Source organism: Mesorhizobium erdmanii USDA 3471 (assembly GCF_000472705.1).
Classification (GTDB): Bacteria; Pseudomonadota; Alphaproteobacteria; order Rhizobiales; family Rhizobiaceae; genus Mesorhizobium; species Mesorhizobium erdmanii.
Genome location: NZ_AXAE01000035.1, coordinates 1 through 13747, shown reverse-complemented (window position 1 = coordinate 13747; position 13747 = coordinate 1). Strand labels below are relative to the sequence as shown.

Sequence of the window (13747 nt, the reverse complement as noted above, 5' to 3'; positions counted from 1 at the left end):
ACAAATTCACCGCTCCTTGAGCACGGCCTCGACAGTGGCAACAAAGTCATCGAGCGAGCGATCCCCGCGAATCTCGATGCGCGGAAGGTCGATGAGATCGCAATCGAGGTCCGCCGGCCCGTGTCTGGCGCCGAAGCCGATCCGATAGCCGCACTCCCTGGCCAGCCGGCCAAGCCGTCGGTCGGTGACGGAGAAGGGTGCCGTGAACGCCGTGGTTGGCCGACCGGTCCACCGTTCGATGAACATACGAGAGCGCAGGAGCTCGGCGGCCAGGTCAGAACTCGACAGACCATCGATCGCGCGATGCGTCGCCATGTGGCTTCCGAAGAAAGCACCCTCGCCGGCGAGGCGTCGCACCGTCCCGGCGTCCATAAGCTGCGTCGGCGGACCGCTGTGGGCGTCCCATTGTGCACTTTTCCCAACAAGATCCGTCACCAGGAACACTTCCGCAGTCAGGTCGTTCGCGCGCAAGGTCGGCCAGGCATGGTCGGCAAAGTTCTGGAAGCCGTCATCGAAGGTGATGAGCACTGGGCGGCCAACGAAAGGTTGGCGGTTGGCGATGCATCCTTCCAGCTGCTCTGAATTAATTGCGTGAAAGCCATTGGCGCGCAGCCATGCCATCTGGCTGGCGAATGCGACGGGCGTGAGCCGAAAACGGGCGAGCGCGGCCGGACCATCATCGGAGACGCTGTGATACATGAGGACAGGGACACGCTGCCGCCGCTCGTTACGCGCGACGTCGCGGCGCAGGGCTCGTGCCCCACCCCAGATAATATTTCGCGCGACCCCGATGTCGATAGGCGCGCGGATCGGCACATGGTCGATCGCCGGTTCCGTCACCAAATCGGCCCGCGACAGGCGAAGGAAGCGGTCTATGCGGTAGAGCTCGGTCTGGATCGATTGCTCGAGCACGAGGCCTTCTGTCGCCGCCAGCGTCTCCGAGATCGCTTGGGCACCGAATGTGTTCCAGTCGAAGCCCGTCCTTTCAACATTGTCACTAAGCACGAATGCGTGTGCGCTGATGAAACTGCCGCCAGGCGCCAACGCCTCTGCGAATTTTTTGGTGATGCGCCGCAACTCGGCGAGATCATCCAGATAGTAGAGCACTTCCGAACAAAAGATCAGATCCATCTCACCCGGCAACGTGTCCGCGGCGAAATTCAGTACGCCGAACTCAATGTTAGGCTGATCGCTGCATCTCTTGCGGGCCCGCTCGATGGCTATGGCGGAGATGTCGGTTGCGGTCAAATGGCCAACACGCGGCGCCAGCTGTCGCGTGAAGTGGCCCTCCGCGCAGGCCAGCTCAAGCGCCCGCCCGATGCGGCCGACGGGCAGGATTTCGAGCTGCCGCTGATATTTTTCCTGCTCATAAAGCGAGCCGTAGTTCCAAGGATCCTCGGTCGCGAAATAACTGTTCCAGAACGCGGTGCGATCATTCCTGTCCGCGGCTCGTGCTCGGCGCGGCGCTGCAGGAGGTTGTGCTGGTTCGGCTCTCGACCGAACCAGCTCCCGCGCTTCAGCGGCCAATAGGGCGAGTTTGCCGAAGTGACTGTCCGGATCGGACCGGCGTTCGGCCGTGGACAACAATGCCTTGCCTGCAAGCGTGTTTGACGAGTGGGCACCAGCGCCCTCTTGCGGCACAGTTGATTGTATTGCAAACCTTGCCGGATTGTCTGCAAGCAGCTCAGCGGGCACGACATTTTGAATCAACTCAACCCAATGATCCCTTGTCACTGTCCCGAGCACGCCAAACTGCACGACGGCCTCGATCTTGCCGTCCAGCATCAGATAGGCATAAATTCGATCGATGCCTACTGGGAGTTCGATCGCGGTCGGATTGCGTGCGTCGACGCGAATTCCAAGTGTCCGCGTCAGCCTGCGCGACGCGGCAAGATCGTCAGCGTCGAGAAGCATTTGCTCAAGCTGATACTGGACGCGGCGAGCCGCTGCGGGATTGTCCCAGACCTTGCCGAGTTCGATGATCAACTCGGTGAGGGGGCCGCCGAACCTGCCCCACCTGGCAGCCAATTGGGCAGGCACCGTAAGGCTCCCGACCATAAGGCCTTCGATGGCGACCTCAGCGATCTGACGCGCCCACTTCCGTCCTGCCGGGAGGGCGCGCAAGGACTGCAGGTCGATCGAGCGCGAGCGGCGGCCGCAATCGGACGCAGCGTTCCACAACGCGAACCACGCGAGTGCTTCGGAAGCGGTGCCGCCCTTCGCCGAAATCGCTCCATTGGCATGTGCCGACGCTGGGTGGTTGACCCTGGGATCAGCAGAAAAGCCGCGCGCGATCACGATCTCCGCATCGGCCAACATCTGCGTCGAATTGCGGGAGAGCGCGGGGGGGCTGGCCCGATAAAAAGCGAGCGGCTCGTCGACCATCACCCAATTTTTGCCCAGACGTGCAAGGCGCTGCCACAAATCCCAATCCTCGCAGGTGCGCAGCGACACATCGAAACCGCCCAACTCGACAATTGTCTCCCGGTCGGCCAGCAGCGCGTGAGTGCAAATGGCACACTGGCGGGCGAATGTTTCGAAGGGCTGGATCGCAACCTGCGTTGCGATGCTCGACGGGGCGAGTTCGCCATCCGGCATCACGCGCCGAAAACCGCAATAGGCGGCCACTGCATCGGGAGCGGTTTTCAGTGCGGCCAGCATTTTTGCAAGGAAGCTGGCGTCCACCCAATCGTCCGCATCCAGAAGCATGAGCCAGCGGCCGCGCGCTGTCGAAATCCCGCTGTTGCGCGCGCCAGCGGGGCTGTAGGCGCAGGAACCCAACGTTCGAAATCGGGAATCTTGCTCCACATAACCGGCGGTAATCACGGGGGTGCGGTCCGTGGAGGCATCGTCGACAATGATCGCCTCCCAATCCACTATGTCCTGGGCGAGAAGGCAATCGAGTGCGCGCGCCAGCGTTACCTCCGCGTTGTGCGCGGGAACCACAATAGAAACCAAGGGATTATGCGCCACGCCGTCTTACCCGCGCCCGGTTCGAAGGTAGAACAAGGGTCCCCAAAAAGAACCGGCGATTCCCCGCCAAAAGAGATGGTCCTGCCGGCAAATGCTGGCAAGCGTTGCGCCGGTGGTCTGCTCGGCATCGAAAATCGGTACCACGCCGCCTGCCGTAGCATTGTCCTGGGCCATCGAGCTTTCGTTTCTTCGTCAAGAGTCGGCGAATGTCAAAACCGGATAATGGCATCGGACGGCAGCAACGTCCTGTCAATATCGAAATGGCAAGCGCTCATGCCCGCGTAGCACAAGCCTGGGGTGGTGGTGCCGGGCGTCCTTCCCCGGCACCACCGATCCCCAGTTCACAGAACGGCCTGAGCCTCGGCCGAGATCGGAATGCCTTGCCATCGAGGGCCAATACCGCCAAGTGCCCAGAGCGACTGTTAGCCTCGGGCCGATGAAGTCTTGTACCGCGACATTGGCTTGTTGAAGTTAGGAGCAACGACGGACATAGATGTCGTTGCTTGCCGATTTGAGCGGGAGGTTACAGCACGATGAGACGCATGATTCGACGATTGGGAGCCAGCAATCTGGCGCGCCGGGCACGACGACTCGGATATCTGACTGCGATGCTTGTCCTGATTGCCGGGTCGCTCGTCTTTGGTATCGCCCTCTTGCTGGCTGATCCGGCACAGGCACAGGCGGCGACCATCCCTCCTGAAAAGGTCAAACAGCTGTTCGAGCTTCTCGATGATCCGTCAGTAAAGGCTTGGGTGGCCGAACAGCGAAACCAGGACGCCGGGTCGACAGCAGCGCCTGCCGCGGCAGGAGCTTCGCCGACCGACGCATCGTCCGACGCCGTGGCCGCACCCGGCCAGATGAATACGATGGCATCCTCGACGCTCGATCGGATCAAGCATCATATCGAACGGATCGTGCGAACCTTGCCCTCGCTGCCTGGCCAGTTCGCGCACGTCCGGGAAGCGACCATGGAGGATATGTCCAGCAGGGGGCCAGCCGGCGTATTTTTGCTGATTGCGATTTTCATCGCGGCCGGCCTGGCGCTCACCTGGGCCACGTACAAACTCACCCGTCCATTTCGTCTTTGGATTATCGCCCAACCGAAAGATACTCCCCTCGGGCGGGCCAAGAAGATTGGTGGTCGGCTGCTTTATTCCAGCCTTCTGATTCTCTCGTTCGCGGTTGGCAGCGCCGGCGCATTCATGTTGTTCGACTGGCCAATGCTGATCCGTGAGATTGTGCTGACATTTCTGATGGCGGCCGTCGTTACATGGGGTGTGCGCACGTACGTCATAGCTCTGCTCGTCCCCTCCTTCATGCATGTCGAGAACGCCGCCGAGGTTCGTGCCTTGCCGATCACCAACGAGACGGCCGACCATTGGTCCTACTGGCTATCGCGGATCGTCGGCGTCTTCGCCTTCTTCGCAGCCGCTTTCATCCTCCTGCCCGGTCTCGGCATCGACCGCGACGGGATGATGGTCCTGTCGGTGGGCGCCGATTTTGGGCTGCTGGTGCTCTTGCTGCTTGCCGTATGGCGCCGGCCAAGGATGCGGCCGCACGATGGGCACGGTCACACGGCAGCGACGTGGTGGTTGACTGCTTATTTCGTAGCTCTGTTCATGGAGCGTATCGCCGGCGAGTACACATTGTTCTGGTTTACCTTGGCCGCATTCGTCCTGCCTTTGGCAATCGTGCTGACGCAGCGCGGGGTCAATTTCGTCCTGCGGCCGGGTTCGGAAGATGTCGGCCGGCCTACCGTCCCGGCGGTGACTATCGCGGTCATCGATCGTGCCATCCGTATGATGTTGATCCTGGCGGCGGCTTACCTCCTCGCGCGTGTCTGGGGCCTGAACATGCAGTCGATGCGCGACAGCGATACGACGACGACGTTCATATTGCGCGGCTTGATCAACATCGTGGTCATTGCCCTCGCAGCCGATTTCGGCTGGTCGATCATCAGGGCTTTGATCGAACGAAAGCTGGGCATCGAAATGCCGCACCCTGTGATCAGCGAGGAGGACGTTCCGATCCTAGATGCGCAGCAGGCGCGGCTGCACACGCTCTTGCCGATCCTTCAGAACATGCTGCTCGCATTGATCATCGTGATGGCGGTGCTGATGATGCTCGCCTCTTTGGGTATCCAGATCGGCCCGCTGATCGCCGGCGCTGGCGTCGTCGGCGTTGCTGTGGGCTTTGGCGCACAGACCGTCGTCAAGGACGTCATTTCTGGCGTGTTTTTTCTCCTCGATGATGCGTTTCGTGTCGGCGAGTATATCTCCTCGGGCAACTACAAGGGTACGGTGGAAAGCTTCTCGCTGCGCTCGGTGAAGCTGCGCCACCATCGTGGCCCGCTGTTCACCATACCTTTCGGTGAGCTCGGGGCAGTCCAGAACCAAAGCCGTGATTGGGTTATCGACAAGTTCAACATCACTGTCGGCTATGACACCGATATCGACTTCGCTCGTAGGCTGATCAAGCGGATCGGCCTCGAGCTGGCGGAAGATCCGGAGTTCAAAAACTGGGTGCTCGACCCGATCAAGATGCAGGGCGTCCAGGAATTCGGCGAGTACGGCATCGTGTTGAGGGTCAAGGCCATGACCAGACCCGGAGGCGCCTTCGGTATGAAACGCAAATTCTATGTACGCATCCGCCAAGCTTTCAAGGAGCAGGGCATCGAACTGCCATTTCCGACCGTCCACATCCAGGGGCTGCAGAACCCAGATGACGCAGAGAATGCGCAGTTGGAGATCACACCCGTGTTGCAAATGGCCGTCGCGCAGTCGCACACCAATCGGCGCAGAAAGAAAGCTGGCACAACGGAGTAGGAAGCCTATGACACCTGCCGGTCACAACGCCGCTTTTCTCACTTCGGTCGTGACGGGGGATACTCTTATGTTCGCCCGATTGAGACGAAGAAAGTGCCGTCACGAACCTCACTGTCCCTGACGGTACTTTGACATATTCGGCCGGCAGTATGCCTGAAGTCCGACGTGGCGTTGGCGTCACACTCTATGTGCCGAGAAATGCCGAACGCGAGCGAACGGATTTATCAAATACTTTGTGGCCCACATATTGAAACTCAGGTTGAGTGGCCTTGATCACGTGCTGCGATGCGGTCGATTTCGTCGCAGCCGCGGCAAGTGCCGTTTGATTAGTAAAATGCGCCATCTTCGTGGATTGCGGCTAGCTCGCGATTCTCCTCGAGGGTCCATCTCCTCATCTTCAGCGAACACGCAGTTTAAGAGCGAACTTTCGCAAACGACGGCGATACAGCCGCCCGAACCGGCGACTCCGCCACAGGATCCACATGCACAAGATCGCGCAATGCCGCGCAATCTGACCAATTTCCGTGACCCGCAGTACGGCATCCGCCGCTCGCTGAGGTCATTCGGCCTTCGCCTGGGCAAGGTCGGACGCGGAGCTTTCGAGCAGGCGGTACGCCGGGCGGCGGGGGACGATCCGCTGCCGGTCGAACTAATACACGCCATGCAGTCGGCGCGCTCCTCACGAGCTCGTCTTGAAGATCGTTGGGCGCGGTGCCTGATGCGCAACGGCATCGGTGGTCAGGAATATAATAGCCGACGTCCGCGACGCTTCCGTTTGCGCTTCGGCTTTTTTCCTTCAGATGCAGGGAACCGAAAACCCAGCTTCAACACTTCGTCGACGCTTGTGAGCCTCGGGGCGGGTGCAAGCGGACCGAAACCATTGTCAGAATTCGAGAGGACCGTTGATCCTCCCCGATAGTCGCCTTCGCCCTGATGCTTCGGCACCCCACTCCCCCAAGCCTACAAGATTGCAACATTAGCGCAGGCTTGAGGAAGGCGCCAGACGCGCCAGGCTCTTCCCATCGCGGAGGACATCATTAAGTTGGCGACAAGGTCGCGGGCCCGCCGCGAACACGTTGTGCTTGGTGCAAAACCCACGTGACATGGCCCGCACCACGCGGGGAATGCGGTTCGGTTGCAGATTGCGGACCTCAGCTGGCGGGCCGCTGACACATTTGAATGCTTCGGAATATCAGGTTCCGCTTATGCAGCAAAAATGCGCGCCAGCTTTCGGCAAACAGAACAAGAAACATCGCACTGAAGGGAAAAGTGCAGCGCCGGAAACGATTGGGCGCGCAGATGTCCACTGACACCTACATGCCGACATCCTGGTCTGAATCCGTAAATTATCTTGAAGGGGCAGGCTTTAAGGCACATAATCCTTAGGGCCGGTCACCCCTTCCCTGGACTGGTCCGGTGCATGGCCCGGCCTGCGAAATGCTGTGATGTTCATTGCGCAGGCCGAGGTCCACTCATACGTGCCCGCACCTAGTGAGGCCAGAGCGTCTCCTGGGGCTTGCTGTGGCCTCGATGCAGCTATTTTGTACCCGCTTCCGGAGAATATCGAGCTCGCCCCAGCCTGTAGACCTCTGGCAGGGGTTGCCAGTCGGCCGGCTTGAGCTTCATGCACCATCATCCTCATCGTCCTGGCGTTGCTGCTCGGATCGCGGCTGGAATGGCTTAGGCTGAATTCGGCTTCCGGCCGGCGTCTTCCACCATCGCCCGGCTCCAAGGCCCTCGCGACATGAGAGGCATCATCGTGATAGCTTACGGCGAGCTGCGACGCATCCTTGGCATGCCGCCGGTGTTTGCTACAATGGTCATGGCGATCCTGCTTTACTCGGTCTTCTATCCGCAGCCCTATCTCAATGAAGCGCTGCGCGACGTTCCAATCGTGCTGGTCGACCTCGACCAGACGTCCAGCAGTCGTGAACTGGCCCGCCGCGTGGACGCCGCGGAGTTTGTTGCCCTATCCGACAGTGCACCCGACATCGTCAGCGCCGAGCGGGCAATCTTCGCGCGCGAAGCGTCAGGCATTATCGTTATCCCGCAGCATTTCGAGCGTGACCTGCTGCATGGGCGACCCTCGCCTGTCGCACTGTATGCGGATGCGAGCCATTTCCTAATGTATTCGCGGATCGCCAATGGCGTCGCGGCGGTCGCCAAGTCACTTGGCGCGCAGGTCGAAGCATCGCGGCTGGTTGCCGCCGGCGCGGATCCCACCGTTGCAGCGGCTGCAACGAACCCAATGCCGCTTACCGCCATCCCTCTGTTCAATCCCGAGGGCGGCTACGCCACCTATCTGTTGCCTGCTGCCTTCGTGCTGATCCTTCAACAGACGCTGCTGATCGGTGTCGGGCTGCTTGGAACGCTGCCGGGCCACCGTCATGGCGCCGAACACGGAGCGGCCTCGTTCGTGTTAGGACGGCTGTTCGCCTACCTTGTGATCGAGACCCTCAGCTTTTCGCTCTATCTGGTTGCGTTGCCCTATCTCTACGGCATTCCGCGCCTCGGTACACTTTCTGCGATCGCCGGCCTGTCACTGCCATTTATCCTGGCAACCGCCGCGCTCGGTATTTGCGTATCGTTCGTCGTCAAGTCGCCGGCGGCGGTGCAGCTCATCTTGGGTGGGGTAGGCCTTCCCTTCATGTTCATGACCGGCTTTTCCTGGCCGCTGGAAGTCGTACCGGAGCCCGTCCGGCTGCTTTCGCTACTCGTTCCGACGAGCTTCGCGATCGATGGCATGACGCGCATCGCCCAAATGGGCGCGACTCTCGCCGAGGTTCAGCGGCAGTATCTTGGATTGTGGCTCCAGGCCGGCGCATACACCGCGCTTGCCGTGGCTTTGGCCCGGCGGCGGCACGGTGCACCGAATACCGCCCTCAGCCGCGCATGACGACGCCCTGTCTGGCGGGGGTTCGGCACGTTGTCGACAGCATCCGGATGTTGCTCATGCCGGCCATCGCCGGTGTGGCGCTCGCCGGCTGCGCGAGTGGACATCACCATTTTGACGTAACCCCCCTGTCGGCGCAGGCGCCGGAGACGACAACCGTTGACATGCTCGCCGTGACCATGCGCGCGCCAACTGGCGAGCGGACATGCGCCTTTTCCGGTGAACGTGGAAAGGAGCAAAGCATTTGCCGCCTCGTCGTGTCGATCCCTTCCGACAGCCATCGCAGGGCTGGAGAAGTGCAGTGGCCCCGCGACCCAAAAAAGCCTGACCCTCAACGCGATTTCGTGACGCTCAGCGCCACGAATATAGAGCCGCAGGCTCTCGACTTATGGTTTCGCAAAGCAGCGGGGAAAAAGCGGCGCCTGCTGGTCTTCGTTCACGGCTTTAACACCAACTTCGATGAAGGCGTGTACCGGTTGGCGCAAATCGTGCACGATTCCGGCGCGAATGCAGCCCCCGTCCTGTTCAGCTGGCCCTCACGCGGCCATGCATTGAGCTATATCTACGATAATGCTAGCGCAACCTATTCGCGTGACTCCCTGGCTTTCTTGCTTGAGCGGGCAGCCCAGGATCCAAATGTCGATGACATCGTGATCATGGCTCATTCTCTCGGCAATTGGATTATGATGGAGGCACTTCGCCAGTTGGCCATCAGGCACGGCTCCGTCCCGGCAAAGATTGGCAACGTTATCATGGCCGCGCCGGATTTGGACGTTGACGTCTACAGGGCCCAACTCCTGCAGCTTGGTCCGAAACTGCCGAGAACGACCATCTTTGTCTCGAAGGACGATGCCGCGCTTGCATTTTCGCAGCGACTGGCCGGTGGAGTCGACCGGCTCGGTGCAGCGGACCCTGACTTACCTCGGTACGCTTCGCAGCTGAGCCGTTTCAACATTGAGGTTATCGACCTCACAAAAGTCAAATCTGACGACCCACTAAACCACGGGAAGTTCGCCGCCAGCCCGGAGGTCGTTCGACTGATCGGACAGAGGCTTATCGAAGGGCAGCAGGTGGAGGGGCGTGGTCCCGATATCTCAAATTCTCTAAGGTCGTTGCCCATTAAAGTTGTTGGCGCCGAGTGATGCGGGTGGTCCCGCTGGCGATCATTTCTGGAGTGCCGATACGCGTCGACGTTTGATTTTCATCGGAGGCGAAGGGAGCGGCGCCGGAACGTCGGAGAGCAGAGCCTGGGCGGCAGAGCCGATATGGAAGGAGTTCCTCCGCAACCTCACCGCCTGTGCGGTGTGAAGCTGGACGTTTTCCGATGCAAACCAAGGTTTTGAGGCGGCCGTCACAGCGCTTCTCTCGGCCACAGTGCAGCGCTGCCGCGTCCACTTCAAGGGGAACGTGTCGGTTGCAAGGCTTCCTATAGGTGGAAAAGCTGGCGAATATGCAACGTCAGTCTCGCAACCGTATTGTCACCTTCGTGTCCGTCGCCAGTCGCTTGCAAATGCCTCTCGGATCTGGCGTGACGGGCCAGAATTTCGCCCAGTTCGTCGGCAAGGCGGGGCCGGTCCCGCATAAGCGGTGCAAGGTGGGTTTTCTCGATTTCATAGACAACCACAAAGGTAAGCGCCCGGATTGTCCCGATCTCCCCCGTCCCGGTCAAAAGCCCTTCCTCGCCGAAACAGTCTCCTGGAGCCAGGCGTGCAATTTCAATCTCACGCTCGGATTCATGTCGGCTCAACCCAAGGACGCCAGTGCGGACTATCATCAGGGAACCGAGAACCTCGTCCTGTTTGGCCACGACTTCACCCTTGCGGTAGGTCCGTCTTGTCATAGTCGATGCAAGCGCTTTGCGTTCATCGTCGGTCAGTGAGGTAAACAAGGGCAGGGCGTTGAGAAGTCGAAGCGAGGTTGGCTGAAGTGCCGATGCGGTGACTTCGAGCGGCGGCGAAGCATATCCCGCTTCGCCCGCTGGCGAGTGGGATAAAACAAGACCGGATGCCAGGACGTGCCGATAGATCAGGTCGAAAATCTCGTTTTGAGCGGGTCCGGCCGCAGCAAAGCTAGCAACCCTGAATGAAATCTCCACTTCGATCGAGAGTGCATCCAATGATATGACCGTGACGCCGGGGGCGGGCTTTGTCAGGATCGAGACAGCACTCATAAGTACATTGCGCATGACATCGACGACCGCTGCCGGCGAGGTTGTTGGCAGCAGACGAACGTTGATCTTGACGCCGTGGACGGGATCGGGACTGCTTTGATTGATCACAGTGGCCTTTGCCAGATTGCTATTAGGCAGGACCACCAGATCGTCGGTCCCGTTGAGCAGATGAGTTGCACGCCAGTTCGTTTCCAAAACCCGGCCTTCGATGCCACCATCAAGGACGATCCAGTCACCTACCGCATAGGGCCGACCTATGTTGAGGGCTATGCCGGAGAAGACGTCGTTCAAAGTGCTCTGGAGCGCAAGGCCGAAGACGATGGCAAAAACGCCGGAGGTTGCTATCAGCGTGCCGACAGGAAAATCGAAGACATAGGCAACGACGGAAAGCGCAACGCCGACATAAATAACGCCTATTGCGAGATCCTGGATCAGGCGGCCTTCGCGCGGCTGCCGCTCGAACACCAGAAACACTCGCACTGAACCGACCAGCGACAAAGCGGCATTCGTCCACCAGACGATCTTGGCCAAGCCTATGAAGAGGCGCTGGATTAGCTGGGCTTCGGACGGTCCTCGTTCATAAGGTACGATGCCATGGTATAAAAGCAGAAGGGTCAGCGCCACAAAAAGCGCAAGGTGCCCGATCAGGCGCAGGGCGGGATGGCGACTGAGGACGACGTGGGCAAGCAAGGCCCCGACCAGCGAAAGCAACCCGGCTTGGACGATAGGGTCGTAGAGGATGTCGCCCAATTGGGTCTGGTTCATCGATCGGCCGTCAGCCAGATGCTCATGCAAGGTTGCCGGCCCTGTTGCGACGCTGTTGCGTCGAGCTTGAGGCCGAAGCTGTTGATGTCACGGTCACCCACGGCGCGGGCCGGCCGCCATGTCGCGACCGTCGCGAGGGCGCCGATTGCAACAGGAGCGCAGGCGGGTGCCTCGACCACGGGCTCATCACTCATGAATCATCGTCCTGACAAGATACGACCCGACCAGGTCGGCCTCCGTGTGGCCCAAGCTAGAAGGCACGCTTTATCAGCCGGAATCGTCAAGCGCTGCCTTGCTGACATAGAAGGGACTGCGTAGGCAGTTAGCGACCGTTAGGAAACGCCCGACACCGGCAAGCGCCAAGTTGATGTGGATTGCTACATTGCGCGCTGTCCGTTCGGTTCAAACCAAGCTTACGCGGCATAAGCGGTGGGTGGCCTGCTGCCGGTTTTTCGGATGGTCGCGGCCCGCCGCGATACTCTGGATGGTTTAAAGTCGTACGAACTTCACCTCGCGCCGCAACGCGGCCGCAACAACTGCGTGTTGATTTTCGGCAATTATGCACTTGAGTTAGCAGATGTCAGATGATACTTACAAAACCGTCGATTCTGATTTGGGATCGTCTGGCGCGCCCGAAATTGAAATCACCCCAGCGATGATCGAGGCGGGGACTGCCGCTCTTCGGTTGTGTAACAATGGGGATGAAAGAGACCTAATCGTTTTCATGGTTTATTCTGAGATGGTCAAAGCCAAGCTTATGGAAGCTCGTTAAGGTCCCTATCGGTTTCGCCTCCACGTATTAGGTGAATGCGTTTCGAGATTTCGACGCATGTCGTGAAATATCGGGTTCGAGGATGGTCGCGGTTAGATGCGTCCGGTAATTTGCGTTTTGGCGTTATGACCTGAGACCCATCTTTGCTCCAGCTCAGTGGAGAGTCCGGGGTTTCATTTCTGGCCTCATGCGGCCTGTTTTTCCAGTGCCATTTTCATGGCGAATTCGCTCGGCGTGATGTTGCCCAGTGCTGAGTGTGGTCTGTGCCGGTTGTAGTCCTCCTTCCAGAGCTGGATCGCCGCCCGTGCTTCCGCGAGGGTGGAAAACAGCGTTTCGTTCAGGCATTCGTCGCGGAACCGGCCGTTGAAGCTTTCCACGAAGCCGTTCTGCATCGGCTTGCCGGGCGCGATGTAATGCCATTCGACGCCGCTCTCCTGGCACCATTTGAGGATGGCCATCGAGGTCAGTTCGGTGCCGTTGTCGGAGACGATCGTGCAGGGCTTGCCGCGATGGGCGATGATGGCGTCCAGTTCCCGGGCCACGCGGGCGCCTGACAGCGACGTGTCCGCGACCAGCGCCAGGCATTCCCGCGTGAAGTCGTCGACGACGGCCAGAACCCGGAACCGCCGGCTGTCCGTGAAGGCATCGCTGACAAAGTCGAGCGACCAGCGCTCGTTCATCCGGCCCGGCACGATCATCGGCCTTCTCGTTCCCAGGGCCCGCTTGCGGCCGCCACGCCTGCGAACCTGCAGCTTCTCCTCCCGGTAAAGCCGCCGTAGCTTCTTCTGGTTCATCACCATCCCTTGCCGTTCAAGCATGATGTGGATGCGCCGGTAGCCGAAGCGCCGCCGCTGCGCGGCAACCGTCTTCATCGCGGCTCGAAAGACAGCATCATCGGGCCGGATGCTTTTGTAGCGAACGCTCGAGCGATCGACGAAAAGAGCCTTGCACGCCCGACGCTGGCTCACCCCATGCTGATCGCAGGCGTGGACCACAGCGCTTCGCTTGGCATCGGGCGTCACCATTTTTTTGCAGCGACATCCTTGAGGATGGCGTTGTCCAGCATCTGCTCGGCCAGCAGCTTCTTCAGTTTGGCATTCTCTTCCTCCAGCGCCTTCAGCTTGCGCGCATCGGAAACGTCCATGCCGCCAAACTTGGCCTTGTATTTGTAGAACGTCGCTTCCGAGATCCCGTGCTTGCGGCAGACATCGGCGGTCTTCATCCCCGCCTCCTGCTCCTTCAAAATCGCGATGACCTGTTGTTCCGTGAACCGTGAACGCTTCATTCGTCCGTCTCCTCGATCAGACGGACTCTACCAAAAACTGGAGGAGATTCAGGGTCTCAGGTCA

9 protein-coding genes are annotated in these 13747 nt (G+C 59.9%); 5 read left to right on the top strand and 4 right to left on the bottom strand.

Translation table 11 applies throughout. From position 1 onward, the window contains the following. Positions 1 to 6 precede the first annotated feature (6 nt). Positions 7 to 2973: a trifunctional glycosyltransferase/class I SAM-dependent methyltransferase/polysaccharide deacetylase gene (locus A3AU_RS0125080; protein ID WP_027055330.1), complete on the bottom strand. Its 2967-nt coding sequence runs from the start codon at positions 2971 to 2973 to the stop codon at positions 7 to 9. 533 nt (positions 2974 to 3506) lie between these two features. Between A3AU_RS0125080 and A3AU_RS0125070 the strand changes: the two genes are divergently transcribed. The 4 genes from A3AU_RS0125070 (at position 3507) to A3AU_RS01000000136060 (ending at position 9833) form a co-directional block, all read left to right on the top strand. Next, on the top strand, positions 3507 to 5798 hold the full coding sequence (locus A3AU_RS0125070; RefSeq protein ID WP_245235567.1) for a mechanosensitive ion channel family protein: 2292 nt from the start codon (positions 3507 to 3509) through the stop codon (positions 5796 to 5798). A 499-nt stretch (positions 5799 to 6297) separates the two neighbouring features. Continuing rightward, the gene (locus A3AU_RS1000000140160; protein WP_209444668.1) at positions 6298 to 6717 is read left to right on the top strand and encodes a hypothetical protein; all 420 of its coding nucleotides are present in this window, start codon (positions 6298 to 6300) and stop codon (positions 6715 to 6717) included. Between the two features lie 897 nt (positions 6718 to 7614). Next, a complete protein-coding gene (locus A3AU_RS01000000136065; protein WP_245235566.1) occupies positions 7615 to 8694 on the top strand; it encodes an ABC transporter permease in 1080 nt (359 codons plus the stop codon). Positions 8695 to 8750: 56 nt separating this feature from the next. Then, a complete protein-coding gene (locus A3AU_RS01000000136060; RefSeq protein ID WP_081709664.1) occupies positions 8751 to 9833 on the top strand; it encodes an alpha/beta hydrolase in 1083 nt (360 codons plus the stop codon). A 284-nt stretch (positions 9834 to 10117) separates the two neighbouring features. On the opposite strand, the gene A3AU_RS0125055 is transcribed toward A3AU_RS01000000136060, so the two are convergent. Then, entirely contained in the window at positions 10118 to 11626 is a 1509-nt protein-coding gene (locus A3AU_RS0125055) for a cyclic nucleotide-binding domain-containing protein (protein WP_032918091.1), read from the bottom strand. After that, complete coding sequence (locus A3AU_RS0125050; RefSeq protein ID WP_027055327.1) at positions 11623 to 11820, bottom strand: hypothetical protein; 198 nt, start codon at positions 11818 to 11820, stop codon at positions 11623 to 11625. Before A3AU_RS0125050 ends, A3AU_RS0125055 begins: the two co-directional genes overlap by 4 nt. Before the next feature lie 383 nt (positions 11821 to 12203). On the opposite strand from A3AU_RS0125050, the gene A3AU_RS0125045 reads away from it, so the two are divergent. Continuing rightward, positions 12204 to 12398, top strand: coding sequence for a hypothetical protein (locus A3AU_RS0125045; RefSeq protein ID WP_027055326.1), 195 nt, complete (start codon positions 12204 to 12206; stop codon positions 12396 to 12398). A gap of 185 nt (positions 12399 to 12583) precedes the next feature. Here the strand turns inward: A3AU_RS0125045 and A3AU_RS0125040 are convergent. After that, positions 12584 to 13683 (bottom strand): IS3 family transposase gene (locus tag A3AU_RS0125040; RefSeq protein ID WP_154674525.1). Its coding sequence is split into 2 segments (ribosomal slippage): positions 12584 to 13431 and positions 13431 to 13683, totalling 1101 coding nucleotides; the frame shifts between segments, so codons are not numbered across the junction. Positions 13684 to 13747: the final 64 nt, after the last annotated feature.

Bases quoted from the DNA above. Each gene is read 5' to 3' on its own strand.
- A3AU_RS0125070 (WP_245235567.1), top strand. From the start codon at position 3,507: ATGAGACGCATGATTCGACGATTGGGAGCCAGCAATCTGGCGCGCCGG.
- A3AU_RS1000000140160 (WP_209444668.1), top strand. From the start codon at position 6,298: ATGCCGCGCAATCTGACCAATTTCCGTGACCCGCAGTACGGCATCCGC.
- A3AU_RS01000000136065 (WP_245235566.1), top strand. From the start codon at position 7,615: ATGGTCATGGCGATCCTGCTTTACTCGGTCTTCTATCCGCAGCCCTAT.
- A3AU_RS01000000136060 (WP_081709664.1), top strand. From the start codon at position 8,751: ATGCCGGCCATCGCCGGTGTGGCGCTCGCCGGCTGCGCGAGTGGACAT.
- A3AU_RS0125055 (WP_032918091.1), bottom strand. From the start codon at position 11,626: ATGAACCAGACCCAATTGGGCGACATCCTCTACGACCCTATCGTCCAA.
- A3AU_RS0125050 (WP_027055327.1), bottom strand. From the start codon at position 11,820: ATGAGTGATGAGCCCGTGGTCGAGGCACCCGCCTGCGCTCCTGTTGCA.
- A3AU_RS0125045 (WP_027055326.1), top strand. From the start codon at position 12,204: ATGTCAGATGATACTTACAAAACCGTCGATTCTGATTTGGGATCGTCT.